The following is a 25,262-nucleotide window of genomic DNA, read 5'->3' as shown; positions in this document are numbered from 1 at the left end:
GTGCGATGACGACCGACGGGACGACTGACGGGGCCGAGCGGCCGGTACGCCGCCGGGTCACGCTGACCGGGATCAGTTCCCGGGCCTGGGAGCACCCGGCCGACCGGGGCGCGCTGACCGCCCTGCGGGAGCTGCGCGGGTTCGACGACGTGGTGAAGACGTTCTTCGGCATGTGGAACGAGCGCGGGTTCCGGCTGAGCTACCTGGCCGGTTCGATCCGGGTCGACCACCGGCAGTACCCCCGGGTCTTCCAGCGTTTCACCGAGGCGGCCGCCACGCTCGACGTGGCCGAGCTGCCCGAGCTGTTCGTGACGCAGGAGCCGCGGATCACCGGTCAGGCGATCGGCCTGGAACGGCCGTTCATCGTGATCAGCACGGGCGCGGTGGAGCGTCTCGACGACGACGAGCTGCGTGCGCTGCTCGGGCACGAGCTGGGCCATGTGCGCAGCGGTCACGCCGTCTACAAGACGATCATGATGATTCTGACGAACTGGGCGGCCAACCTGAGCTGGCTGCCGGTGGGCGCGATCGCCCTGCGCGGGATCATCGCGGCGATGCTGGAGTGGTGGCGCAAGGCGGAGCTGTCGGCCGACCGGGCGGGCCTGCTGGCCGGCCAGGACCCGGCGGCGTCGCTGCGGCTGCTGATGAAACTGGCTGGTGGCGGCGATCTGTCGCAGATCGACACGGCCGCGTTCCTCGAGCAGGCCGCGGAGTATGAGAGCGGCGGCGACCTGCGGGACAGCATCCACAAGATCGGGCTGACCGCGTGGAGCACGCATCCGGTGCCCGTTGCACGGGCGGCGGAACTACGCAAGTGGGTCGACTCCGGTGCATATGCGCAGGTTCTCGCCGGGGACTACCCGCGCCGGGACGACGACCGGAGCGCCTCGGTCACCGAGGATGTGAAGGCCGCCGCCAAGGCGTACCGCGAGGACTTCGCCACCTCCCAGGATCCGCTGGTCGGCCTGGTCCGCAAGGTCGGGGGCGGGGCCGCCGACCTCGCCGGTTCGGCCGCCGGCCGGGCGATGAACTGGGCCAGTGACGCGGCCCGGCGCGGCCGTGGGAGCAACGGCGGGGAGGGCACTCCGGCGGAGTGACCCCGACCGGCCCCTGAAACCGGCACCGGGGAGTTCTACGATCGCGGCATGAGCTTGAGTGAATCCGATCTGCGCGCCGCGATCGCGCGGGAGTTGCCCGGTGTCCGTGCCGACCTGGAGAGACTGGTGCGCATTCCGGGCATCGCGTTCGAGGGATTCGACCATGCGCACGTCGAGCGGTCCGCCGAGGCGGTCGCCGATCTGCTGCGTGGCTGTGGTCTCGAGACCGAGGTGGTGCGGCACGGCGGCCAGCCCGCCGTGATCGGCCGTAAGGCGGCCCCGGCCGGTGCCCCGACCGTGCTGCTCTACGCCCACCACGACGTCCAGCCGGCCGGCGACCCGGCGTTGTGGACCAGCGAGCCGTTCGAGCCGCAGGAGCGCGACGGCCGCCTCTACGGCCGGGGTGCCGCCGACGACAAGGCGGGCGTGATGGCGCACATCGCCGCGCTGCGTGCCTTCGGTGACCAGCTGCCGGTCGGCGTGGTCGTCTTCGTCGAGGGCGAGGAGGAGTACGGTTCCGACTCCCTCGACACGATCATCCAGGAGCACCTGGAGGAGCTGCGCTCCGACGTGATCGTGATCGCCGACTCCGGCAACTGGGACATCGGCGTGCCCGCGCTGACCACCTCGCTGCGCGGCCTGGTCAACATGTTCGTCGAGGTCCGGGTGCTGAAGAACGCTGTGCACAGCGGCATGTTCGGCGGTCCGGTGCCGGACGCGCTGATGACCCTGTCCCGGCTGATCACCACCCTGCACGACGACGACGGCGAGGTCGCGGTGACCGGGCTGGTCGGCCGCGAGGGCGCGAGCGTCGACTACCCGGTGGACCGCTACCGGCACGAGGCCGGCATCCTCGACGGCGTCGAGCTGATCGGTAAGGGCACCATCACCGACCGGATCTGGACCAAGCCGTCCATCTCGGTGCTGGGCATCGACGCGCCGCGCACCCGCGAGGCCGCCAACGCGCTGCAGCCGTCGGCCACCGCCAAGATCAGTGTGCGTCTGGCGCCGGGCGAGGACCCGAAGTCGGCGTACGCCGCGGTCTGCGCCCACCTGGAGAAGAACGTGCCGTGGGGCGCCACGCTGACGCTCACCCTGGAGAGCGACGGCATGCCCTGCGTGATCGACGCGACCGGCCCGGTGTACGACGCCGCCCGCGCCGCCTTCCGCTCGGCCTGGGACGGCACCGACCCGGTGGACATGGGCGTCGGCGGGTCGATCCCGTTCATCGCCACCTTCCAGGATCTCTTCCCGGACGCTGCGATCCTGGTCACCGGCGTCGAGGACCCCTACGCGAACGCGCACGGGCCGGACGAGAGTCTGCACCTCGGCGAGTTCCAGCGCGTCTGTGTGGCCGAGGCCCTGCTCCTCAAGAACGTCGCGGAGACACTCACGAAGTAGGAACGAGGTGGCCGATGGCCGAGCTGACGTGTGAGGTGCTGGTGGTGGGCGCCGGGCCGACGGGCCTGATGCTCGCCAACTGGCTGACCCGGCTCGGGGTGCGGGTGATCGTCGCGGACGGCAAGGCCGGACCGACCGCCGAATCCCGGGCCCTGGTCGTGCAGGCGCGCAGCCTGGAGATCTACGACCAGCTCGGCATCGGCGACCAGGTGCTGGAGGCCGCGCACCGGGCGGAGGCGATCGCCCCCGGTTTCGGTGCGCGGACCTTCGGCCGGGTCCCGCTCGGCAGGATCGGCGCCGGTGTCACGCCGTACCCCTTCATCGAGGTCCTAGAACAGAGCCGCAACGAGGAGATCCTCTACGACAACCTGCGCAAACTCGGCGGCGAGGTGGCCTGGGAGTCGCCGGTCACCGCGGCCGTGCAGATCGAGGACGGCGTCGAGGCGAAGGTCGGCAACGACACGGTGCGGGCCCGGTTCTGCGTCGGCTGCGACGGGTCGAACTCGTTGGTCCGCCGGTCCCGGCGCATCGACTTCGAGGGGATCACCAACCCGCACCGGTTCTTCGTGCTGGACGCCGTCGCGGCCCGCGGCCTGGTCCGGGACGCGGTCAACGTCCGGCCCGGCGGTGACGACTTCCTGCTCGGCTTCCCGATGCGGGCCGGCGGCTGGCGGCTGATCGGGCTGGTCCGCGACGCCGACGGCGACGGCGAACTGGACGAGGAGGACGCCCGGACGCGGATGCGCCAGGAGTACGGCGTCACCTACGAGCAGTCCCGCTGGTTCGCGACGTACCGGGTGCACCACCGGGTGGCGGCGGCCTTCCGGGACGGGCCGTTCCTGCTGGCCGGAGATGCGGCGCACGTGCACTCCCCGGTCGGTGGCCAGGGCATGAACACCGGTCTGCAGGACGCCCACAACCTCGCCTTCAAACTCGCCGACGTGGTACGCGGCCGGCGCCGCGACAGTTGGCTCGACCGGTACGAGGCGGAGCGCCGTCCGGTCGCGCGGACCCTCGTGGCGACCACCGACCGGCTCTTCGGCGCGATCACCTCCCAGCGGACCGCGCCCCGTCTGGCCCGCCGTGCCGTGGTGCCGCTGGTGGCCCCGGTCATGGTCCGCCTTCTGCCGCGCTTCCGGGGCGGTTCCCGCCTCTTCCAGTACGTGTCGCAGGTGCGCGTTCATTACCGGATGGATCCGCGTCAGTCCCCGACCGCCGAGCGGGACCCCGTGGTCGGCCGGCGGCTGCCGTGGGCGGGCGGCAACTTCACGGTGCTGCGGGCGGCCGAGTGGCAGATCCATTCGTACGGCGCTCCGACCGCGGCGGACGCCCCCGACCTGGGTCTGCCGGTGCACGTCTTCCCCGCGGCGACGGGCACCACGCTGCGGGCCGGGCGCTTCTACCTGATCCGTCCGGACGGCTTCGTCGCAGCTCAGGCCGATCCTGTCGAGGCGGAGAGGGTCTTCCGGCAGGCGATGGCGACCTGACCCGCCGCCGTCACCCGAACGGGTCATGCGGTGGATCTCCGGGGTGCTCGGGGCGATCAATTCCTGTTAGGATTCGAACATGCGTTCGATAACTGCTCCGCCTCCGGCCCGCCGCGTGGTCCGGGCCGTGCCCGGTGGTCCGCGGGACACCCTCGACCGTCTCCGGGTCCGTGACCGCATCGAGTCGATCAGCCGGCTGCGGGTCGCCGCCCTCGCCCTGGAGGACGTCGACGTCTCCGGGTGGGACGACGTGACCCTCAACGACCACCTCGACGATCTCTCCAAAGTGCTCTGCACCCTCGACTCCGAGCTGGCCCGGGTCGCCGAGGCGGTCCGGGCCCGTGGCTTCCGCATCGAGGAGCCACAGGCCGCATGACGATCCCCCGGGGGACTCACGCCGTGCCACGGGGGGACGGCGTGAGTCCACACCCGGACGGACCGCCGGACTGTCAGGATGGATCTCATGCGGTTCCTCGACATCGCCGCCACCTCGGCCGCCGTCGCCGTCACCCCGGGCCGCAAGGCCAAGATCGGGCTGCTGGCCGACGCGCTGCGCCGCCTCGACCCCGGCGAACTCGTCGCGGGGTCCGCCTACCTCGCCGGTGAGCTGCGACAACGACAGACCGGGGTGGGCTATGCCGCCCTGCGCGACCTGCCACCACCGGCCGCCGACGCCACCCTGACCGTCGCCGCCGTGGACACGGCCATCGCCGAGATCGCCACCGTCGCCGGCGCCGGATCCCAGGCCCGCCGGCGCGACCTGCTCGGCGCGCTCTTCACGGCCGCCACCGCCGACGAACAACGCCTGCTCCTCGGACTCTTCGGCGGCGAACTGCGCCAGGGCGCCCAGGCCGGCCTGCTGACCGAGGCGGTCGCCGTCGCCGCCGGAGTGCCGGGCACCGCCGTCCGTCGGGCACTCCTGCTCTGCGGCGACCTCAAAGCCGTCGCCGCCGCCGCGCTGACCGGTGGCGCCGCCGCCCTCGCCGCGTTCCGGCTGCGCGTCGGCACGCCGCTGAGCCCGATGCTGGCCCAGAGCGCCCCCGACGTCGGCGCGGCGCTCCTCGCCACCGGCTCACCCGCTGTGGTGGACACCAAACTCGACGGCATCCGCATCCAGGTGCACCGCTCCGGCGACGAGGTGGCCGTCTACACCCGCAGCCTCGACGACATCACGGCCCGGCTGCCCGGCGTGGTCGCCGAAGTACGCGCACTGCCCCTGCACGAGGCGGTCCTCGACGGCGAGGCGATGGCCCTCGACGAGCAGGGACGTCCGCGACCGTTCCAGGAGACGTCGAGCAGGGCGGCGACCCGTGGCGCGTCGAGCTCGGGGACGGTGCTCCGGCCGTACTTCTTCGATCTCCTGCACCTGGACGGCACCGACCTCCTGGACCGGCCGGGAAGAGAACGGTGGTCGGCGCTGGGCGAAGCCCTGCCCGGCGAGATGATCGTCGGACGCACCACCGTGCAGAGTGCGCAGGAGGCCGCCGCCGTCTTCGCCGCGGCCCTCACCGCCGGACAGGAAGGCGTGGTGATCAAGGCTCCGGAGGCGCCCTACGACGTGGGACGGCGCGGCGCGGCCTGGGTCAAGGTCAAACCACGGCACACCCTCGACCTGGTGGTGCTCGCCGTCGAATGGGGACACGGCCGCCGCAAAGGCTGGCTGTCCAACCTGCACCTCGGCGCCCGCGACCCGGACGGCGACGGATTCGTGATGCTCGGCAAGACCTTCAAAGGTCTCACCGACGAGCTGCTGCGCTGGCAGACCGCCCGATTCCAGGAGCTGGCGGTGGCCGACACCGGTGGGGTGGTGCGGGTCCGGCCGGAGCAGGTCGTCGAGATCGCCTTCGACGGGGTGCAGACCTCACCGCGCTATCCGGGTGGGGTGGCGCTGCGGTTCGCCCGGGTGCTGCGCTATCGCGACGACAAGACCGCGGCGCAGGCCGACACCGTCGACGCGGTCCGCGCGATCGGCGGGATCACAGCGCGGCCAGACTCCGGACATAGTTGACCTGCTGGTTGACGGCGGCGATGTCGTCCTCACGGCGAACCGGGATCCGGGCCACATATTGCCGCGGGCCACTGGTCACCGTGACGTGCACCGCACCACGGGCCGCCGACTCCTTGACCAGCAGGAGAAACAGACTGAGCCCGGCGGTGAGGCAGATGCCGGCGAACGCCGCGATCTTCGCCCAGACCGGGGTGCGGCGCTCGGTGAACCAGTGGTCGGTCACCAGCCACTGCGAACCGGCCAGCGGAAAGTCGCCGACCGGGGTCAGCACCGTGCTGGAGGTGACCTCGATCTCGGCGATCGCCACGATCACCGGGCCGCTCGGGGCGGGAACCGGGGCAGGGACCGGTGTGGACGGTGCCGGATCCGGGGTGGGTGTGCCCCAGGGATCACCCGGCGGAATGCTCATGCCCGCACCTTAATCGGCGCGATCCCCGGTGGCGAGGCGCCTCTTCCTGAGATCCGCTTCCTCCACCCGGTCCATGGGGCGTTCCTGCTTACGCCGCCGGGCGGCCTCCTCGGCAGCCTGCTGCTCCTCGGGCGACAGGTCGCTCCGCGCCTCCTGCGCCTCGCGTCGCGCCTGCCAGCCGAAGAGCACGAACGCCATCCCCGCGAAGATCCACCACTGGACGGCGTAGCCGCCGTTCTGCCACGAGTCCTCGTGCGGGATCGGAATCGTCGAGAACGCCGGATCGTTCGCCGGGGTCTGCTCGGTGAGCAGCACATACGCCCCGTAGACCGGGAACGGCAGCTCGGTCGCCAACCGCGGCACATTGACCCGCCGGGTGTCGAGACGTCCATCACGACGGTCCACCGCGGCGGGTCGGCTTTCCGACAAGTGCACCTGGCCGACCACGGTCACCGTGCCCGCCGGTGCGGCCGGGACCTCGGGCGCCGCGGTCGCCCCGGCAGCCGGAGCCGGCACCCACCCGCGATCGACGAGAACCGCTGTCCCGTCGTCCAGGACCAGCGGAGTGATGATCTCGAAGCCGACGTCACCGTTGACTGTCCGGCCCCGGGCCTGGATCTCGTGGGTGCTGTCGTAACGACCGGTAACGGTCACCTTTGTCCAGGCCAGCGTCTTACCCGGGGCCGTGCCCGGGGTGCCGGCCGCGGTCGGTGCGGCCAGCGTGCCGGTCAACGGGACCGCCTGCACGGCGTTCGCCGCGTCGATCCGGTCATTGATGGCCGTGCGTTCGTGGTACCGCCGCAACTGCCAGTTCCCCAACATCACCATGATCACTGCGGCGACGACGGTCAGGGCGGCTGCGGCCAGCCAGCGGGGGGTCAGCAGGAACCGGTACACGGACCGAGGCTACCTGGCCAAGAGGTGCCTCCCGCCGCAGCCAGGTAGTGTGCGACATCCGGCAGGCAATATCACGTGGCCGCCGATTGCGGAATCCTCGGGGGAGACATTGAACACCGCCCAGCCTCGCTTGGTCGTGAGTGCGCCGTCATCCGGCCACGGCAAGACCGCGATCGCCGTCGGGCTGCTCGCCGCACTGTCGGCGCGCAATGTCCCGACCGCGGGCTTCAAGGTCGGCCCCGACCACACCGACGCGGCGTACCTCGGACTCGCCGCCGGCCGCCCCGGCCGCAACCTGGACCCGCGGCTGGTCGGCGCGCAACGCGTCGCGCCGCTCTTCGCCCACGGCGCTGCCGGCACCCAGCTCTCCGTCATCGAAGGCGCGATGGGCCTGTTCGACAGCCTCACCGGCCAGCCCGAACTGGACGGCACCGCCGCGGTGGCCGCCTCGCTGCGCGCCCCGGTCGTGCTCGTCGTCGACGTCGCCTCGATGGGCCACTCGCTCGCCGCCCTCGTCCACGGCTTCCGGATGTTCGACGAGATGGTCCAGCTCGGCGGCGTGATCCTCAACCGGGTCGCCTCCCCGCGCCACGAGCAGATGCTGCGCAGCGCGATGGACGACATCGGCATGCCGGTGCTGGGCGCGCTCCACCGCGGCGACCTGCCCAACGTGCTGCCGGCGCGTACCCATGGCCTGGTCCCGGTCGCCCACCGGACCGTGGAGGCAGGCCGCGCGGTCCGCCGGCTCGGCGAGGCGATCTCCACCGCCCTCGACATGGACCGGCTGATGGCCATCGCCAACTCCGCCCCACCGGTGCCCGGCTCGGCCTGGAACCCGGCCGACGCGGCCGGCGACCCGGTCACCCAGCGCCCGCTGATCGCCCTGGCCGGCGGTCAGGGCGCCCCGTACACCTACGTCGAGACCGCCGAACTGCTCACCGCGGCCGGCGCCGACGTGGCGGTGGTCGATCCGCTGCGCGACGAAGCACTGCCCCCGGGCACACGCGCGCTGATCGTCGGTGCCGGCCTTCCTGAGGGGTACGCGGAAGAACTGTCCGCCAACCACCGCCTGTCCTCGGCGGTCGCCCAGTTCGCCCGGGACGGCTGGCCGGTGGTGGCCGAGGGGATAGCGCTGCCGTGGCTCGGCCGGGAACTCGACGGACGGCCCATGTGCGGCGTCCTGGACATCACGGCGTCCACCGGCGATCAGACCGTCGCGGGATACCGCGAGGCGACCGCGCCCAGCACGTCCCTACTGGCCCCGGCCGGCGCCCGGATCACCGGATACAAGCAGCACCGCGCGGTCGTGGCGCCGCGTGCCGGTTCGGTGCCCGCGTGGACGTGGTCCGGCGGCAACCCGGAGGGCTTCGTCTGGCGCCAGGTGCACGCGTCCCAGCTGGGCCTGCACTGGGCGGCAGCCCCCGAGATCGCCAAGCGGCTGGTCGTCGCCGCGGTCGCCGGCCCGCCGTCCGGTCCGCAATCCGGCCCCCAGCCGGGTCCGCCCTCGGGCCCGCCGTCCGGCCCCCAGCCGGGTCCTGGTTCCCCGTCCGGCCCGCCGTCGGGTCCGCCGTCCGGTGGTTCTCAGCCGGGTCCGCCGTCCGGTTCTCAGGGGTCTTCGGGGCAGTCGCAGCAGGGCGTACCCACCGCGATCCTGTCCACGCAAGGCAACAGCATGCCGTCCATGCCGTCGGGTCCGTTCCCGGCAGTGCTGTCCGGTCCGCCGATGCCGCCCGGTCCGATGCCCCCAGGCCCGATGCTGCCCGGTCCGATGCCTGGATCAATGCCTGGCTCGATGCCTTCTGGGCCGATGCCCGGCTCGATGCCCGGCTCGATGCCTCCTGGGCCGATGCCCGGTTCCATGACTGGTTCGATGCCGCCCGGTCCGATGCCGCCCGGGATGCTGCCGCCCGGCTCGATGCCGGGCTCGCCGCCGTATCCCGATCACCAGCCGGGCCCGCCGATGGCGCCGCGCTCCGCCCCGCACGCCCCGCACGCGCCGCACGACCAGCGTGCGCCGATGACCTACGGCCCGGATCAGGTCTACACGCCGGATCAGGTCTACACGGCGGATCAGATCTATACGCCGGATCAGATCTATACGCAGGATCAGGGGTACGGTCCGGAGCAGGCCTACGGTCCGGACCAGGCGTACGTGCAGGATCAGGCGTACAGCCAGGACCACGCCTATACGCAGGATCACGTCTATGCGCAGGACCAGGCTTACGTTCAGGACCAGTCTTACGGCCCGGACCAGGCTTACGGCCAAGACCAGGTCTACGGTCCGGGCCCCGGTATCGAGGTGGGCTTCGGTCCCGGGCAGGGGATGGGATACGCCCCCGGCATGCCGCCCGTCCCGGCACAGCCCGGTCCCGGTCACGGACAGCAGAACCCGCAGGGCAAGCCGCCGCTGCAGGTCCCGCCGATGCCTCCGGGCATGGTCCCGTCCGGCGGCCCCGGGGCGGTTCCGTCCGGCGGCCCCGGGACGGGTCACGGCCCGGGTGGCAACGGCAACCCCGCACCGGCTCCGCGCTCGGCCCCCGGCATGCACGACGGCCCGGAGAACCGCCCGACCTCGGACATCCCCGTCCACTCCTGACAGCTCTTCCGGCCCCGGCGTGCCTTTCGTACGCCGGATCCCGCCCAGCGTGCGAAAGGCGTTCATGGGGCCGGGAGTTGTCGTACCTCCCTCGTACCGTGAGGCGTACGACAACCGAAGGAGGAGATCGTGGCCGACCGCCTGCCGCTCGACTTCTACCCGCCGGTTCGTCAGATCAGAGCGCTCCTGCTCGGCGTCGACCGCCATCATCTTGACGCGCCGACGCCCTGCCCGGGCTGGCCGGTGGCCGCCCTGCTCGACCACCTGACGGGCTTGTCGGTCGCGTTCACCTCCGCCGCCCGCAAACGCAGCGCTGAGCCCGGCGCCGACGGCCCGCCCCCCGAGCCGTCCGCCGCTCACCTGCCACCGCAGTGGCGCAGCCGACTGCCGGTGCTGCTGGAGGAACTGGCCACGGCCTGGCGCGACCCGTCCGCCTGGACCGGCACGGCCCGAGCCGGCGGCGTCACCATGCCGGCCACAACCATGGGCTTCTTCGCCATGAACGAGCTGGTCATGCACGGTTGGGACCTGGCCCGCGCCACCGACCAGAATTACGCCGCCGACCCTCGCACGTCAGAGGTCCTCGTCGAGTTCCTGTCCCAGCACCCCGCCGAGGGCACCCCCGGATTGTTTGGCCCCGCCGTCCCCCTCGCCCCCACCGACGACACCTTGCGCCAGGCCATAGCCTTGGCCGGCCGCAACCCCGACTGGCGTCCACCCCGCTCCCAGCCCACCACCCGAACCCGCCATCCGTAGCCGCCCGCGCAACCTGTCGCCCGGCCTCCGAACGCGTCATCCGGCCCGTCCAGGCCTCAAGGCGGAGTCGAGTCTGATGGGCACACCCATGCCGACCGTGGGAGACGTCCCAGAGGCGGGCCCACTCCATGGGGCGCCGCGATCCTGACCGATGGCTGCCTCGTCTCGTGGCGCTGTCTCTGCTGACGTTGACGTTCGTGATTGCTCGCCGCCGAGGGTTGTGCAGGCCGGAAACCGGGACTCGTCTGCGCCCCGAGGACCCCGGATGCACCGCTTGAGTGGGCGCGTCTGGCGGCCCTGGAGGGTGGGCGGTCGAACCCGTCTCTGCCTCGGGTGCGGCCACCGTTGCGGACTCCGGCCATCGTCGGGTTAGCCTGCTGCCTGCTGCCTGCTGCCTGCTGCCTGCTGCCTGCTGCCTGCTGCCTGCCGCCTGCCGCCCGCCGCCCGCCAACCCTGACCAGGACTTTGGGCGCACCCGATTATGCGACGGGGTGCGTTTGTCGCTGTCGGGCGGGTGGTGAGCGTCCCCGATCACGTGATCGGGTGCGCTGGCGGGGGTCTTCGGTGCGTCTGCGGGCCTGCGGCTGCGGGGGTGCGCGGGTGCGATTTGGTGGGTTCTGCTTGGTCAGTAGGTGTACCCGATCATGCGATGGGGTGTGCTGACTGCCCCTGCTCGGATGGTGAGTGCCCCCGATCGCATGATCGGGTGTTGTGGTGAGGGTGCGAAGCCCGTCCGCGTGGTGACTTCGGGCGCGCTGGGCACCCGTAGTCACCACACCGGTGGGGGTGTGGTGATTACGGGCGCGCTGGACGCCCCAAGTCACCACGCCGGTGGGGGTGTGGTGTTTTCGGGTGCCCAGCGCGCCCGAAATCACCACGCAGGCAGACCCTGACTGTGAACGGTGTCTAGCTGGAAGGCTCGGGCGGCAGGTTCCGCGTTCTACGGAGCTGACGCGACCGTGTTCAACCGGCGCACCCGAGAGCGGCGAATCCGAGAGCGGCGAATCCGAGAGCGGGCGAATCCGAGAGCGGACGAACCCGGAAAGAGGACGAACCCGAGAGAGGGCGAACCCGGAAAGAGGACGAACCCGAGAGAGGGCGAACCCGGAAAGAGAGGACGGCCGCCGCGGGAGCGCGACGGCCGTCGAAACCTCTGCCGACTGAGACGGCGCAGATCCCGAGAGGAAGCACAAACGATCAATAAACCATCTTGTCGGAGGGCGGTTTGAACTTTTCGCGCGGTTCATCCCTCAGCGCATCCCGCAACGTCTGAGCGACCGTGTACTTCGACATGGTCGAACGCCCCGACCCCACCAAATGCTCCGGATTGTCCGGATCGGCGACGAACGCGGAAGCCGCCAACTGCGGCGTATACCCGCTGAACCAGGCCGTCCTGTTGTCGTCCGTAGTGCCGCTCTTTCCGGCGACCGGCCGTCCCGCCGTCGCGTACACCATCGGCGATGTCTCCCAGCCGCCGCAGCCGCCCCGCGCCGACCCGTAACCGGTGACGCAGCGGGCCGCATCCGTCGCCGCCCGGGCCACGTTCACGCGGACTGCCTGGTGGCAGCGGGGTGCGGCGATCACCGTGCCGCGGTCGTCGCGGGCGTTCGTGCCGTCCGGGTTGCGGATGCTCAGGACCGGCAACGGTTCACAATACTGGCCTTCGGCGGCCAGGGTCGCGAACACGTTCGCCATCTCGACCGGGGTCGCGTCGCTCACGCCGAGCGTGAACGCGCCCCACCCGGACGCGTGTGCCGGGGTGGCCAGTTTGCGGTCTACTTCTGTGCGCCACCGCAGGCCGAGCCGTTCCGCCATCCGGACCGCCTTCTCCGCGCCGACCCGCTGTTCGAGCTGTACGAAGTACGTGTTGACGGACTTGCCGAATCCGCTCCACATGGTCTGGTTGCCGGTCATCGATTTGCTGGAGTTCTTCGGGCACCAGTAGCTGCCGCAGGTGGCCCGGCCGCGGGACGTCACGTATCGGGAGACGTACCGTTCGGGGCTGTAGAAGGTCGTGGAGAGTGGCAGCCCCGATTCGAGGGCGGCCAGCATGGTGAACACCTTGAATGTCGATCCGGCCTGGTATCCGGCCATGTCGCCGCCGCCGAGGAGCGGGTTGACCGTGTTGGGGTAGTTGCCTTTGACGCCTTTTCCGACCCGCCAGTCGGTGTGCCGTCCGTTGTCCTTCTGGTCGAGGGAGTACCGCCGGTTGACGGCCATGCTGAGGACCCGGCCGCTGTGTGGTTCGACCACGACCTGGCCGTGGGCGAAGGGGCTGTTGCGGCTCTCCTTGTCCAGCACATGCGCCAGGGCGATCTTCTGGATGCGCGGGTCGATCGAGGTGACGATCCGGTAGCCGCCGCGGCGGAGGCGTTCTTCGCGTTCCAGCGGGTTGGTGCCGAACTGTGGTTGTTCCCGCCACCACGACTTGAGGTAGTCGCAGAAGTAGCCCCAGTCGTTGTGCCGGCGGCTGACCGAGATGCAGTCGTTGGGCGGTGTCGTCAGTTTCAGCTTTATCTTGGCTTTCTTCGCCATGTACGCCTGCTCCCCGGTGATCGTCCCGATTTTGAGCATCTGGTCGATCACGTAGTTGCGGCGCTGGGTGGCGGCCCGCCGGTCCTTCGTCGCCGGGTCGTACGCCGACGGCGCCTTCACCAGCCCGGCGAGCAGGGCCGCCTCGGTCAGGTTGAGGTTCTTCGGGGATTTGGAGAAGAACACCTGCGACGCCGCGTAGATCCCGTATGCCCGGTGTCCGTAGTATGCCGTGTTCAGGTACCGCTCGAGGATCTGTTCCTTGCTGAGCCGCTGTTCCACTTCGATGGCCAGCCGCATCTCGCGCAGTTTCCGGGTGGCGGTCTGTTCGGTGGCTTCGAGGGCTTCTTTGGGGGTGCGTGCGCCGTCGCGCAGGGCCATCCGCACGTATTGCATGGTCAGTGTGGAGGCGCCCTGGGAGACGCCGCCGGCTTTCTGGTTGGCGATGAAGGCGCGGGCCACGCCTTTCGCGTCGACGCCGTTGTGTTCGTAGAAGCGGGTGTCCTCGGAGGCGACGATCGCCTTGGTGAGGTAGGGCGACATCTCTTTGAGTTTGGTCTGTTTGCGGTGTTCCTCGTAGAACATGGTCAGCAGGGTTCTGCCGTCGTTGGCGTACACGTAGGTGGTCTGGGCGGCGGGGACTTCGGTGAGTTCCTCGGGCAGGGATTCCAGGGCCTCGGTGCCGGCTTTGACTCCCATTCCGGCGAGGGCGGCCAGCGGATAGGCGATTCCGGAGATCACCAGACCCGAGATGAGTCCGGCTCGGATCAGGAGAGCGATCCGTCCGGCTACGGTGAGGCGTCGGCTCGTCACTCTAAGAAAATATGGCAAGCTGCTTCATATTCCCCTGAAACGGCCGAAGTAGGACGCTCAGGAACGTCCGGCATGCTGATCACCATGACGTTCGACCTTGATCATCACGGCGACGCGGAGGTGGGCGCGGGCCTGATCGATCTCGCGGTCAACGTGCGCCACCAGGCGATGCCCGGTTGGCTGGCACAACCGATCGCCGCATCACTGGACCGGCTCTCCGCGTACCCGGAGAACTCTGCCGCGACAGCGGCGGTAGCCGCCCGGCACCACCGTGAGCCGGGCGAGGTGCTGCTGACCGCCGGCGCTGCCCAGGCCTTCGTGCTGCTCGCCCAGGCGCTGCGCGGCGCCCGCCGCCCGGTCGTGGTGCATCCGCAGTTCACCGAACCGGAGGCGGCGCTGATCAATGCCGGTCACCGGGTCGAGCGGGTGCTGCTCCGTGCGGAGGACGGGTTCCGGCTCGACCCCGGTCTGGTCCCGGCCGACGCCGACCTGGTCTTCGTGGGCAATCCGACCAATCCGACCTCGGTGCTGCACCCGGCCGCCGACGTGGCGAAACTGGCCCGGCCGGGCCGGGTGCTGGTGGTCGACGAGGCGTTCGCCGACACCACCTGGCGGCCGGGCGTGGCCGGTGAGCCGGAGTCGCTGGCCGGCCGCCGTGACCTGCCCGGCCTGGTGGTGCTGCGCAGCCTCACCAAGACCTGGGGGCTGGCCGGCCTGCGGATCGGCTATCTGCTCGCGCCGGCCGACCTGGTGCCGCGGTTCGCCGCCGTGCAGCCGCTCTGGGCGGTCTCCACCCCGGCGCTGGCCGCCGCGATCGCCTGCGCCTCGCCGGTCGCGGTCGCCGCCGAGCGCCGGATCGCCGCGGAGATGGCGGCCGAGCGCGACCATCTGGTGGAACGACTGCGGCACGTGCCGAGCGTCACCATCGCCGGTGAGCCGGCCAGTGCATTCGTGACAATTCAACTTCCAGAAGCCGATGTCGTACGCCGTGAGCTGCGCGAACGTGGCTACGCGGTGCGTCGCGGCGACACCTTCCCGGGCCTGGGCCCGCAGTGGCTCCGGATCGCCGTGCGCGACACTGCCACCACGGACGGATTCGTCCACACGTTGACAGCTGTGCTTGAGGAGCGATCGTGACCTCGCTGGAGACCACTCTGGCCGCCATCCGCCCGGCCGACGAGCGTGCCGTGGCCGCCGCCCGTGACCTGCAGGCCCGGCTGACCAAGCCGGCCGGTTCGCTGGGCGCGCTGGAGGAGTTGTCGGTGCGGCTCGCCGGTCTGGCCGGCGTCTGCCCGCCACCGCTTCCCACCCCGGCCACCGTCGCGGTCTTCGCCGGTGACCACGGCGTACACGCGCAGGGCGTCTCGCCCTGGCCGCAGGAGGTCACCGCGCAGATGGTGGCGAACTTCGTGGCCGGTGGCGCGGTGGTCAACGCGTTCGCCCGGCAGAACGGCGCGGACGTCATGGTGATCGACGTCGGGGTGGCGATCCCGCTGCACGGCGGCGCCACCCTGCTGGACGCCAATGTGCGCCGGGGCACCCGGGACATGACCGTCGAGCCCGCGCTGACCCGCGAGGAGGCGCTGGCCGCCGTCGAGATCGGCGTCCAGGTCGCCGGCACGCTCGTCGCGCAGGGTGCGAAAGCGCTGCTCACCGGGGACATGGGCATCGCCAACACCACGCCGGCGGCGGCTCTGATCGCGGTCTTCACCGGCACGTCGGCGGGTGCGGCGACCGGCCGGGGCACCGGCATCGACGACGAGACGCTGGCCCGCAAGATCGCGATCGTGGACGCCGCGCTGGAGCGGCACCGGCCGGACCCGGCCGACCCGCTGGGTGCGTTGGCCTCGGTCGGTGGTCTGGAGCATGCGGCGCTGACCGGGTTCATCCTGGGTGCGGCGGCGAACCGGGTACCGGTCATCATCGACGGGGTGATCGCGGCGTCGGCCGCCGTGGTCGCGGCCGCGTTCGCGCCGGACGCGGTGGCCGCCATGGTCGCCGGGCACCGGTCGGCCGAGCCGGGCGCCGGTGTCGCCCTCGCCCACCTGGGCCTGGAGCCCCTGCTCGACCTGGGCATGCGCCTCGGCGAGGGCAGCGGCGCGGTGCTGGCCCTGCCGATCGTCGCGGCCGCGGTGCGGGTCATGCACGAGGTGGCGACGTTCGACGCGGCCGGGGTGTCGGAGAAGGCGGCCGGGGTGTCGGAGAAATGAGAGCGGGAGTGTCCGAAAGATGAGCATGTACCCGATGGCCCTGCGGCTGGCCGATCGGCGCGTCCTGGTGGTCGGCGGCGGATCGGTCGCCACCCGCCGGGTCCCCGCGCTGATCGAGGCCGGGGCGAAGGTCGAGATCGTCGCGCCCGTCCTGACGCCGGCGCTGCAGGCGCACGTCGATGCCGGTCGGGCGGTCTGGACGCCGCGCCGGTTCGAGCCGGCGGACGTCGCGGGCGCGTGGCTGGTGCACGTCGCGATCGACGACCCCACCGCTGCCGCCGAGGTGAGTGCGGCGGCGGAGGCTCAGACCGTGTTCTGCGTACGCGCGGACGACCGTGACGCCGCCACGGCCTGGACGCCGGCCGTCACCCGGCACGGCCAGGTGACCGTGGCGGTGACCGACGGCGGCGACCGGCGCCGGGCGATGGCCGTCCGTGACCTGGTCGCGCACGCTCTGGAGGCGGCCCCGCCGGTCGTTCCGGAACTCAGTGGCGTGGCCCTGGTCGGCGCCGGCCCCGGCGACCCCGAGCTGATCACGGTGAAGGGCCGGCGGCTGCTGGCCGCCGCGGACGTGGTGGTCGCCGACCGTCTGGTGCCCGGCATGCTCCTCGGCGAGCTGCGTCCCGAGGTCGAACTGATCGACGCTGCCAAGATCCCGTACGGGCCGTCGGCCGCCCAGGAGGAGATCAACCGGATCCTGGTCGACCGGGCGGCGCAGGGCAAGTTCGTGGTCCGGCTCAAGGGCGGCGACAACTTCGTCTTCGGCCGTGGCGGCGAGGAGGCCCAGGCCTGCGCGAAGGCGGGCGTCCCGGTCCGGGTCGTACCGGGTGTGACCAGCTCGATCGCGGCGCCCGCGCTGGCCGGCGTCCCGGTCACCCACCGCGGGGTGGCGCACGAGTTCACGGTGGTCAGCGGGCACATCCCACCGGAGCACCCGGACTCGCTGGTCGACTGGGCCGCCCTGGCCCGGCTGCGCGGCACCCTGGTCGTGCTGATGGGGCTGAAGAACCTGCCGTTCATCGCGGCACGGCTGATCGCCGAGGGCCGGGCGGCGGGCACCCCGGTTGCGGTGGTGCAGGAGGGGTCCACCTCGCATCAGCGGTCGCTGCGCAGCACGCTCGGCGAGGTCGCGGACGAGGTGGCGAAGGCCGGGATCCGCCCGCCGGCGGTGGTGGTGATCGGCGAGGTCGTGACGGTGGCCGACGAGATCAGTTCCGCGATCGGCTGAGGCGCGACCGCGGGCGTGCTTCACCGCGTACCCGGAAAGGCGCCGGACCGGAGACGGCCCGGCGCCTGATCCCGGATCTTCAAGCGGTGATCTCGTCCACCTTGTCGGACTCGGCGGACTCGGTGTCCTCGACGTTGAGTTCGTCGAGGAAGGTGCGCGCCCACCGGGCCACGTCGTGCGTGCGCAGGTGCCGCTGCATGACGCGCATCCGGCGCTTGAGCTCGGGCTGTTCGGTCCCGACGGCCCGCAGCAGCGCGTCCTTCACGCCGTCCGGGTCGTGCGGGTTGCACAGGAACGCCTGGCGCAGCTCGGTCGCCGCACCGGCGAACTCGCTGAGCACCAGGGCGCCGCCGGTGTCACCGCGGCAGGCGATGTACTCCTTGGCGACCAGGTTCATGCCGTCGCGCAGCGGCGTCACCATCATGACGTCGGCCGCCGCGTACATGGCGGCGAGTTCCTGCTTGCTGACCGACTGGTGCAGGTAGTGCACCGCCGGCGTGCCGACCTTGCCGAACTCGCCGTTGATCCGGCCGACCTCGCGCTCGACCTTCACCCGCAGCGTCTGGTAGTGCTCGACCCGTTCCCGGCTCGGCGTCGCCACCTGGATCATCACCGCGTCGCCGACGTTGAGCTTGCCGTCGGCGAGCAGCTCGCGGAACGCCTTGAGGCGCAGCTCGATGCCCTTGGTGTAGTCGAGACGGTCGACACCGAGGATGACCGTCTTCGGATCGCCCAGCTCGGCACGGATCTGCTTGGCCCGGGCCTGCACCTCCGGCGTGGCGGCCAGGCGTTCCATGTCCTTGGTGTCGATGCTGATCGGGAACGCACCGGCCTTGACGCTGCGCCCGTCCACCTTGATCGACTGGCCTTCGTAGCGCAGGCCCAGGAGGTGCCGGGCGAGCCGGACGAAGTTCTGCGCCGCCAGCCGCTGCTGGAAACCGACCAGGTCGGCGCCGAGCAGACCGCGCAGGATCTCCGCACGGAACGGCATCTGCATGAACAGCTCGATCGGCGGGAACGGGATGTGCAGGAAGAACCCGATCCGCAGGTCCGGGCGCATCTCCCGGAGGATGGCCGGCACCAGCTGCAGCTGGTAGTCCTGCACCCAGACGGTGGCGCCCTCGGCGGCCACCTCGGCCGCGGCCTCGGCGAACCGCTGGTTGACCACCCGGTAGGTCTCCCGCCAGCGCCGTTTGTAGACCGGCGTCTCGACGGCGTCGTGGTAGAGCGGCCAGATGGTCGCGTTCGACTGGCCCTCGTAGTAGCGCTCCAGCTCGTCATCGCTGAGCGGAACGGGATGGATGTGGATGCCCTCGAGCTCGAACGGTTCGGGTGCCGGACCGGTTCCGCCGGCCCACCCGATCCACGTGCCCTGGTGTTCGGTCAGCACCGGGTGCAGGGCGGTGACCAGGCCGCCTGGACTGGGGCGCCACTGCTTCTCGCCGTCCGGCGTGGTCACCTCGTCCACGGGCAGACGGTTGGCAACGACGACGAAGGAACTTCGTTGGGCCACGCTGAGTACACCTCCGAGTGGTTTCTGTTCCCAAGGTGAGCCTACTGTGCGTAAGCTGCCGCGGTTCACCCGCTCCGGATCGCGACGCTTCTGTGTCGTGGTTTCGTGCCGCTTTCCCACGTCGCTGATCCGGGTGGATGGACCACCTGGGGGTCGGGTGCCATCCTGAGCCGGTGACTCCCGACGATGATCATTCCCAGCAGCGGCGGCCGTTGTTCTTCCCTGTGGTGATCGCCACGGTGCTGCTGACGATCATCGGGATGATCGGCGGGTATCTGCTCAGTCAGCACCGAAACAGTCGGAATGTGGCGAACACCGCGGACTCCGATTACGTCGTGGTCGACGGTGACCCGTGCCCGGAGCAGACCCAGTCGGTCGGGGCCGAGCAGGGTGGCACCGGGGTGCTGCGCGAGGTGCTGCACGTGACGACGGCCAAGCGGACCGAGATCTGGATCTGTGAGGACGAGGCCGGGCGGTTCTTCTACCACGCGAACAAGGGCGGTGCCGGTGCGCCGTGGGTGGAGGGCAAGACCGCGCTCTTCCTCGATGACGTGCAGCCCGTCGGCTCCGGGTACGTCGCGCGGGCCTGGGACGGCAACCTCTTCACGGTCGACTCGCAACGTCTGCTGATCTCCTACACCGACGGCCGACAGGAGGAACAACGGGTGGTCGTGAGCTGAGCACGGGGGAATCCCGGCGGGCCGCCCGGGGTTGTCGTTCGCAGCGGTGTCGGCACCTGGAAAGATTGTCCTTTGATTATCGGCACCGACAACCCACGATCTCGGAGGTAGGGCACACCGTGGCCCAATATATCTACGTCCTGGAAAAGGCGCGCAAGGCGCACGGCGACAAGGTCGTGCTCGACAATGTGACGCTGAGCTTCCTGCCAGGCGCCAAGATCGGTGTGGTCGGCCCCAACGGCGCGGGTAAGTCCAGCCTGCTCAAGATCATGGCCGGCCTCGACATGCCGAGCAACGGCGAGGCCAAGCTCATGCCCGGCCACACCGTCGGCATGCTCGCGCAGGAGCCTCCCCTCAACGAGGAGAAGACCGTCCTCGGCAACATCGAGGAAGCGGTCGCGGAGACCAAGGCCAAGCTGGAGCGGTTCAACGCGATCGCCGAGCAGATGGCCACCGACTACACCGACGAACTGATGGACGAGATGGGCAAGCTCCAGGAGGAGCTCGACCACCTCGACGCCTGGGACGTCGACTCCAAGCTCGAGCTGGCGATGGACGCGCTGCGCTGCCCGCCGCCGGACGCCGACGTCACCCAGCTCTCCGGTGGTGAGCGCCGCCGGGTCGCCCTCTGCAAGCTGCTGCTCGAGGCGCCCGACCTGCTCCTGCTCGACGAGCCCACCAACCACCTGGACGCGGAGAGCGTCAGCTGGCTGGAGCAGCATCTGGCCAAGTACGCGGGAACCGTTCTGGCGATCACCCACGACCGGTACTTCCTGGACAACGTGGCCGGCTGGATCCTCGAGCTGGACCGCGGCCGGGCCATCGGCTACGAGGGCAACTACTCCACCTACCTGGAGAAGAAGGCCGCGCGTCTGGCCGTCGAAGGCCGCAAGGACGCCAAGATGAAGAAGCGCCTCTCCGAGGAGCTCGAGTGGGTGCGGTCCAACGCCAAGGCCCGCCAGACCAAGAGCAAGTCCCGGCTCGACCGGTACGAGGAGATGGCCGCCGAGGCGGAGAAGACCCGGAAACTGGACTTCGAGGAGATCCAGATCCCGCCGGGCCCGCGTCTGGGCAACACCGTCATCGAGGCCAACGAGCTGGTCAAGGGCTTCGACGGGCGCACGCTCATCGATCACCTGTCGTTCTCGCTGCCGCGTAACGGCATCGTCGGCATCATCGGCCCGAACGGCGTCGGCAAGACCACGCTGTTCAAGACCATCGTCGGGCTGGAGCAGCCGGACGAGGGCTCGGTGCGGGTCGGCGAGACGGTCAAGCTGTCCTACGTCGACCAGAGCCGTGCCGGCCTCGACCCCACCAAGACCGTGTGGGAGGTCGTCTCCGACGGTCTCGACCACATGATGGTCGGCAAGGTCGAGATGCCGTCCCGGGCGTACGTCGCGGCCTTCGGCTTCAAGGGCCCGGACCAGCAGAAACCGACCAAGGTGCTGTCCGGTGGCGAGCGCAACCGGCTCAACCTCGCGATGACGCTGAAGATCGGCGGCAACGTGATCCTGCTCGACGAGCCGACGAACGACCTGGACGTCGAGACCCTCGGCAGCCTGGAGAACGCGCTGCTCGAGTTCCCCGGCTGTGCCGTGGTCATCTCCCACGACCGGATGTTCCTCGACCGGGTCGCCACGCACATGCTGGCGTGGGAGGGCACCGAGGAGGACCCGGACAAGTGGTTCTGGTTCGAGGGCAACTTCGACGCGTACGAGAAGAACAAGATCGACCGTCTCGGCGCCGAGGCGGCCCGGCCGCACCGGGTCACGTACCGCAAGCTGACCCGTGACTGATCGTTTCATCTACGACGTGCCGGTGCGCTGGTCCGACATGGACGCGTACGGGCACGTCAACAACGCGCGCTTCCTCACCCTCTACGAGGAGGCGCGCGTGGCGATGGTGTTCACCGCGGCCAAGGAGTCCGGTCTCGTCACGTTCTCCGACGGCATCGTGATCGCCCGGCACGAGATCGACTACCTGCGGCCGGTCGACTTCGGCGACCCGGTGCGCATCGAGTCGTGGGTGTCCGAGCTGCGGGCGGCCGCGTTCACCGTCTCCTACGAGTTGTACGACGACGGGGTGCTGGCCAGCCGGGCGAAAACGGTCTGCGTGCCGTACGACCTGGCCAAGGGCCACCCGCGGCGGCTCACGCCGGAGGAGCGCGACTTCCTGAGGCCGTACACGGCAGGCGGTTCGCGGTCGGCCTCTTCCGCACCCGGCGGTGCCACTCCGGGTGGCGTCATTCCGGGCGGCGGGTCATGACAGGGCACGGCCTGCTCGGGGTTCCTGACGCAGGCGCGTTCCTGGCCCGTCTGACCCGCCTGGACCCGTCCGCCCCGGTCCGGCTGCGCTCGACCGGCGGCCGGACCGCTCTCTGGGCCCATCTGCCCTGGGACGTGCTGGTCACCCGCGAGGTGGCCGGCGCCGGTCCGGGTGACGCCACCGTCTCCGCGTCCGATCTGCTCGCGGTGCTCGCGGCCGGCGGCGACCGGCTGCCGGAGCGGCGGGACACCCAGTGGCGCTGGGCGCTTCCGCCGGCCGCCAGTCAAGCGGTGGAATCGGTCGCCGGTGCCGAACTCGCCCGGCTCGCCACCGCCGCCGCCGGCACCCTCCGGGAGATCTCCGCGGGCGGCGTGTCCGGTCGCGCGGTGGGTCAGCGAGCGGTCCGCGACGCCCTTCTCGACCATGTCGCTCTGGTCGTCACTCCCGACTCCGGTAGCCCGGTCGAGGTGTCCCAGAGGCTCGTCCAGGCAGTCGCCCGGATGGGTTTTCTGGGTCCGCGGGGTTCGGAGCCGGCTGAGGCGCGAGTTCGGGTCGCGGTTAGTTGGGTGGGAATTTCTGCACCATATGGAGTAGCTTGGCGACAGAGCGTTCATAAATTGACCGTTATGCCGATGGTGTCTCACCCGAAAGGGTGACGTCTCATCGTCCTTCCGGTCCCGCCCTCCCGTTGGGGGGATGACCTTCAGGAACGGTACGGGTACCGTCGGCCCTCGGATCCACTGCTACGTCCGGCAGTGGGTCTGTTGGGGAGTGAGGTGCACACGATGCCGTGGTGGTCATGGCGTCCGGGATCGGCCGCGGGTAACGAGCCGACTGCCGGTGGCGAGGTTGCGGTGCAGAACCCCGTCCGCGTCGGCGTCCCGGCACAGCGCGAGCCGGCCCGGTCCGGAGTTCCGTCCGAACTGTCCACGAGTGGATCCGATGCGGTCACGCCTGTCGCGCTCACGCGCATCGGCAAGGCGCTCGACCTACTCGACATCCGGTTCCTCGCCGACGGGGGCGGCAGCCTCCTGGCGATGTGGGAACGGCACGCCGTGCTGTTCACCCTCGAGGGGCCCGACGACGAGATCCTCGTGATGCGGGCCCGCCCACACGCGACGGTCCCGCCCGACTGGGCCGATCGCGCGTATCGCGTGGTCAACGAGTGGAATCACACGAGACGCTTCTGCAAGGCCTACGTCGGCGACCCCACCGAGCGGGGTCAACTGCCGATATACGCCGAACTGCAGGTGCCGCTGGCAGCCGGGGTTCACGACACGCTGCTGGTGGAGCTTCTGGACTGCGGGGCGGCGGTGGCGACCTCTTTCGTCGACTGGCTACACGACGAGGGTGCTCTTCTGTAGGCGGGTTTTTGGTGGGTGGCTGAGGGCTGTTGCTTGCTGGGCTTCGCTGCCGCTCGCCGGCTTCGCGCCTCTGAGCTGGTGACGAGAGCCCGAAAAACAACCGACGGCTTCGCCTAGTTGTTTTTCGGGCTCTCGTCACCAGCGGCGCTACGCGACTTTGGTCGCGGCCATCCCGGACCCGGGTGGGTGGGCAGCCGGTATGTGCTTTTTATGGTTCAGGGGTTGGGGAACAGGCCGATGCGGCCGTGGTACTCGCGGCCCAGCTGGTCGGTGTCGGAACCCACGAGCAGGCCACCGGGCACGGACAGGAAGGCGCGGACGCCGACACCGCGCGAGCGGGTGGGGTTCCAGGCCAGAGCCCTTCCGGTGTACGGGTTGACGGCGCCGATCCCGGGACGCGAGACCGCGCCCGGGCCGGGGCCACTGCCGTCCGTGCCGTACGGGTTGTCGAACCAGCGCTGGTGCCCGCCGAGATAGACAGCCGGGCCGGTGATCGCGACGGCGTACAACGAGTCGCCGCCGGTGCGCTGCACCCAGGTCGGGACGTGCCGCCCGGGGCTGCGGGCCTCGAACCGGGCCGCCGAGTCGCACAGGGTCTGCGCCGACGAGGCCCGTCCGGTCGCGGCCACCACGAAGTACGACCCGTCCGGCGAGAACTTCACCTGCCGCAGGTACGTGTCGAAGCCCTTCATGCAGGCCGGCCGGTAGGCATCGGTGTACCAGTCGGACAGCGCCGCTCCCGCGCCGCCCAGATCGAAGGCGGCGATCTGCGTACGCTCGTAGGCCCCCGCCCGCAGGAACGCACCGACCGCGACCAGTTTGCGACCGTCGGGCGAGATGTCGAAGTGCTCGACCCGGGTCCGTTTGAGGCCGGGGCCGGCGAGCCGGGCGTCGAAGTCCCGGTCGACCGCGCCGCTGCCGGCGTCCACTCGGGCCAGACCGACCCGGTTCACCCCGTTGATCGCGGAGAACGTCCCGCCGGCGTAGACCTGACCGTCCCGGGCGGCCAGGGCACGCACGTCGCCCCAGTTGATCCGGGCGCCGAACGATCCGAGCCGCTCCCCACTGCTCACCGCGAGCCGGGCCAGTCCCCGCTGGGCTGCGCCGTTGACCTGCTTGAACGCCCCACCCACGTACACCGTGTGGTCGGCGCCGGCGGCGAGCGAGTACACCGCGCCGTCCACCTGCGGGGCGAAGGTGCGGATCTGCCCGTCGCGCAGGCCGAACGCGAAGATGTTCTTCCGGGCGTACGTCTGGCGACGCCGGCTGTCGGCCACCTTGGTGAAGGCGCCCCCGACCACCACGGTGTCCCCGACCAGGGCCAGGGACCAGACCGTGCCGTCGAGCACGTGCGGTGTCCAGTCGACGGGGTCGGCGGAGACGACCGCGGTGTGGGCGAGGTCCGCGACGGCCGGTGGCGCGGCGATCACCGCCGGGGCGGCGACGGCCGTGGTGGCCACGACGGCGGCGAGCAGGCGACGGCGCATGCGGCGGGCTCCCGGGTTCGAGCGACGTCTCCGGGACGATCGCTGATTGTCAACCCGATCAACGAGCCACCGGCGGGCGCGACACGATCAGTGCGCGGGCTCCGCCGGATCCATCGTGTTCACCATGAAGTACGCCGCGCGCTCCAGGTAGTCCCAGAGCATCGTGTGCAGCTGCGGTGACAGCTCCAGCGAGTCGACGGCGACCCGCATGTGGTGCAGCCAGGCGTCACGGGCGGCCGGGTCGACCCGGAACGGCGCGTGCCGCATGCGCAGCCGGGGGTGGCCGCGGCTGGCGGAGTACGTGTTGGGGCCGCCCCAGTACTGCATCAGGAAGAGCGTGAGCCGGTCGGCGGCGGGCTCCAGGTCCTCCTCGGGGTACATCGGCCGGAGCAGCGGGTCCTCCGCGACGCCTTCGTAGAACCTGTCCACGAGTCGCCGGAAGGTGGGCTCGCCGCCGACAGCGGTGAAGAAGGTCGTGGCCTCGTCCGGTACGGGTTCGCTCACCGTTCCATCCTGCCA

At 70.7% G+C, this 25,262-nt stretch carries 21 protein-coding genes; 15 read left to right on the top strand and 6 right to left on the bottom strand.

Annotation, left to right across the window (positions count from 1 at the left end):
• Nucleotides 1-5: 5 nt before the first annotated feature.
• The 5 genes from WH85_RS28925 (at nt 6) to WH85_RS28905 (ending at nt 5,993) form a co-directional block, all read left to right on the top strand.
• Complete coding sequence (locus tag WH85_RS28925; protein WP_045745215.1) at nt 6-1,097, top strand: M48 family metallopeptidase; 1,092 nt, start codon at nt 6-8, stop codon at nt 1,095-1,097.
• A 54-nt stretch (nt 1,098-1,151) separates the two neighbouring features.
• The gene (locus WH85_RS28920; RefSeq protein WP_211275473.1) at nt 1,152-2,498 is read left to right on the top strand and encodes a dipeptidase; all 1,347 of its coding nucleotides are present in this window, start codon (nt 1,152-1,154) and stop codon (nt 2,496-2,498) included.
• Nucleotides 2,499-2,512: 14 nt separating this feature from the next.
• On the top strand, nt 2,513-3,985 hold the full coding sequence (locus WH85_RS28915) for an FAD-dependent monooxygenase (protein WP_045745183.1): 1,473 nt from the start codon (nt 2,513-2,515) through the stop codon (nt 3,983-3,985).
• A 187-nt stretch (nt 3,986-4,172) separates the two neighbouring features.
• A complete protein-coding gene (locus WH85_RS28910; protein WP_425394669.1) occupies nt 4,173-4,361 on the top strand; it encodes a hypothetical protein in 189 nt (62 codons plus the stop codon).
• An 87-nt stretch (nt 4,362-4,448) separates the two neighbouring features.
• Nucleotides 4,449-5,993 carry an ATP-dependent DNA ligase gene (locus WH85_RS28905; protein WP_045745182.1) on the top strand — a complete coding sequence of 515 codons (1,545 nt, stop codon included), beginning with the start codon at nt 4,449-4,451 and terminating at the stop codon, nt 5,991-5,993.
• Here the strand turns inward: WH85_RS28905 and WH85_RS28900 are convergent.
• Nucleotides 5,962-6,402 carry a hypothetical protein gene (locus WH85_RS28900; protein WP_045745181.1) on the bottom strand — a complete coding sequence of 147 codons (441 nt, stop codon included), beginning with the start codon at nt 6,400-6,402 and terminating at the stop codon, nt 5,962-5,964. The genes WH85_RS28905 and WH85_RS28900 overlap by 32 nt on opposite strands.
• 9 nt (nt 6,403-6,411) lie before the next feature.
• Nucleotides 6,412-7,299: an SURF1 family cytochrome oxidase biogenesis protein gene (locus WH85_RS28895; protein WP_045745180.1), complete on the bottom strand. Its 888-nt coding sequence runs from the start codon at nt 7,297-7,299 to the stop codon at nt 6,412-6,414.
• A gap of 136 nt (nt 7,300-7,435) precedes the next feature.
• Here WH85_RS28895 and WH85_RS53820 point away from each other — a divergent pair, with 136 nt between their 5' ends.
• A complete protein-coding gene (locus tag WH85_RS53820; protein WP_281179094.1) occupies nt 7,436-9,895 on the top strand; it encodes a cobyrinic acid a,c-diamide synthase CobB in 2,460 nt (819 codons plus the stop codon).
• Between the two features lie 129 nt (nt 9,896-10,024).
• Nucleotides 10,025-10,651: a TIGR03086 family metal-binding protein gene (locus tag WH85_RS28885; RefSeq protein ID WP_045745179.1), complete on the top strand. Its 627-nt coding sequence runs from the start codon at nt 10,025-10,027 to the stop codon at nt 10,649-10,651.
• A gap of 1,197 nt (nt 10,652-11,848) precedes the next feature.
• On the opposite strand, the gene WH85_RS28880 is transcribed toward WH85_RS28885, so the two are convergent.
• Complete coding sequence (locus WH85_RS28880; protein WP_045745178.1) at nt 11,849-13,996, bottom strand: transglycosylase domain-containing protein; 2,148 nt, start codon at nt 13,994-13,996, stop codon at nt 11,849-11,851.
• A gap of 72 nt (nt 13,997-14,068) precedes the next feature.
• Here WH85_RS28880 and cobC point away from each other — a divergent pair, with 72 nt between their 5' ends.
• Genes cobC through cobA form a run of 3 tightly spaced genes read left to right on the top strand, consistent with a single transcriptional unit; the run spans nt 14,069 to nt 17,434 of the window.
• Nucleotides 14,069-15,133, top strand: coding sequence for an Rv2231c family histidinol phosphate aminotransferase CobC (gene cobC, locus WH85_RS28875; protein WP_045745177.1), 1,065 nt, complete (start codon nt 14,069-14,071; stop codon nt 15,131-15,133).
• Nucleotides 15,130-16,206, top strand: coding sequence for a nicotinate-nucleotide--dimethylbenzimidazole phosphoribosyltransferase (gene cobT, locus WH85_RS28870; RefSeq protein ID WP_045745176.1), 1,077 nt, complete (start codon nt 15,130-15,132; stop codon nt 16,204-16,206). Before cobC ends, cobT begins: the two co-directional genes overlap by 4 nt.
• 19 nt (nt 16,207-16,225) lie before the next feature.
• Entirely contained in the window at nt 16,226-17,434 is a 1,209-nt protein-coding gene (gene cobA / locus WH85_RS28865) for a uroporphyrinogen-III C-methyltransferase (protein WP_045745175.1), read from the top strand.
• Nucleotides 17,435-17,513: 79 nt separating this feature from the next.
• On the opposite strand, the gene WH85_RS28860 is transcribed toward cobA, so the two are convergent.
• Nucleotides 17,514-18,947, bottom strand: coding sequence for an alpha,alpha-trehalose-phosphate synthase (UDP-forming) (locus WH85_RS28860; protein ID WP_045745174.1), 1,434 nt, complete (start codon nt 18,945-18,947; stop codon nt 17,514-17,516).
• Nucleotides 18,948-19,120: 173 nt separating this feature from the next.
• On the opposite strand from WH85_RS28860, the gene WH85_RS28855 reads away from it, so the two are divergent.
• From WH85_RS28855 to WH85_RS28835, 5 genes are all read left to right on the top strand, one after another.
• Nucleotides 19,121-19,627, top strand: coding sequence for a hypothetical protein (locus WH85_RS28855; RefSeq protein WP_245674131.1), 507 nt, complete (start codon nt 19,121-19,123; stop codon nt 19,625-19,627).
• Nucleotides 19,628-19,746: 119 nt separating this feature from the next.
• A complete protein-coding gene (gene ettA, locus WH85_RS28850) occupies nt 19,747-21,423 on the top strand; it encodes an energy-dependent translational throttle protein EttA (RefSeq protein WP_045745172.1) in 1,677 nt (558 codons plus the stop codon).
• Nucleotides 21,416-21,892 (top strand): acyl-CoA thioesterase, encoded by a 477-nt coding sequence (locus WH85_RS28845; protein WP_083449332.1) that lies wholly within the window; start codon nt 21,416-21,418, stop codon nt 21,890-21,892. The genes ettA and WH85_RS28845 overlap by 8 nt, the downstream gene beginning before the upstream one ends.
• Nucleotides 21,889-22,548, top strand: coding sequence for a DUF8185 domain-containing protein (locus WH85_RS28840; RefSeq protein ID WP_045745171.1), 660 nt, complete (start codon nt 21,889-21,891; stop codon nt 22,546-22,548). The genes WH85_RS28845 and WH85_RS28840 overlap by 4 nt, the downstream gene beginning before the upstream one ends.
• A 129-nt stretch (nt 22,549-22,677) precedes the next feature.
• A complete protein-coding gene (locus tag WH85_RS28835) occupies nt 22,678-23,256 on the top strand; it encodes a type III secretion system chaperone family protein (RefSeq protein ID WP_045745211.1) in 579 nt (192 codons plus the stop codon).
• Between the two features lie 215 nt (nt 23,257-23,471).
• Here WH85_RS28835 and WH85_RS28830 read toward each other — a convergent pair whose 3' ends face one another.
• Together WH85_RS28830 and WH85_RS28825 are read right to left on the bottom strand one after the other, a co-directional pair.
• The gene (locus WH85_RS28830; protein ID WP_045745170.1) at nt 23,472-24,743 is read right to left on the bottom strand and encodes a delta-60 repeat domain-containing protein; all 1,272 of its coding nucleotides are present in this window, start codon (nt 24,741-24,743) and stop codon (nt 23,472-23,474) included.
• A gap of 87 nt (nt 24,744-24,830) precedes the next feature.
• Nucleotides 24,831-25,247 carry a globin gene (locus WH85_RS28825; RefSeq protein ID WP_045745169.1) on the bottom strand — a complete coding sequence of 139 codons (417 nt, stop codon included), beginning with the start codon at nt 25,245-25,247 and terminating at the stop codon, nt 24,831-24,833.
• Nucleotides 25,248-25,262 lie beyond the last annotated feature (15 nt).

The sequence above is a fragment of the Actinoplanes rectilineatus genome (assembly GCF_000962825.1).
Classification (GTDB): Bacteria; Actinomycetota; Actinomycetes; order Mycobacteriales; family Micromonosporaceae; genus Actinoplanes; species Actinoplanes rectilineatus.
This window is presented reverse-complemented; position numbering and strand designations above follow the sequence as displayed.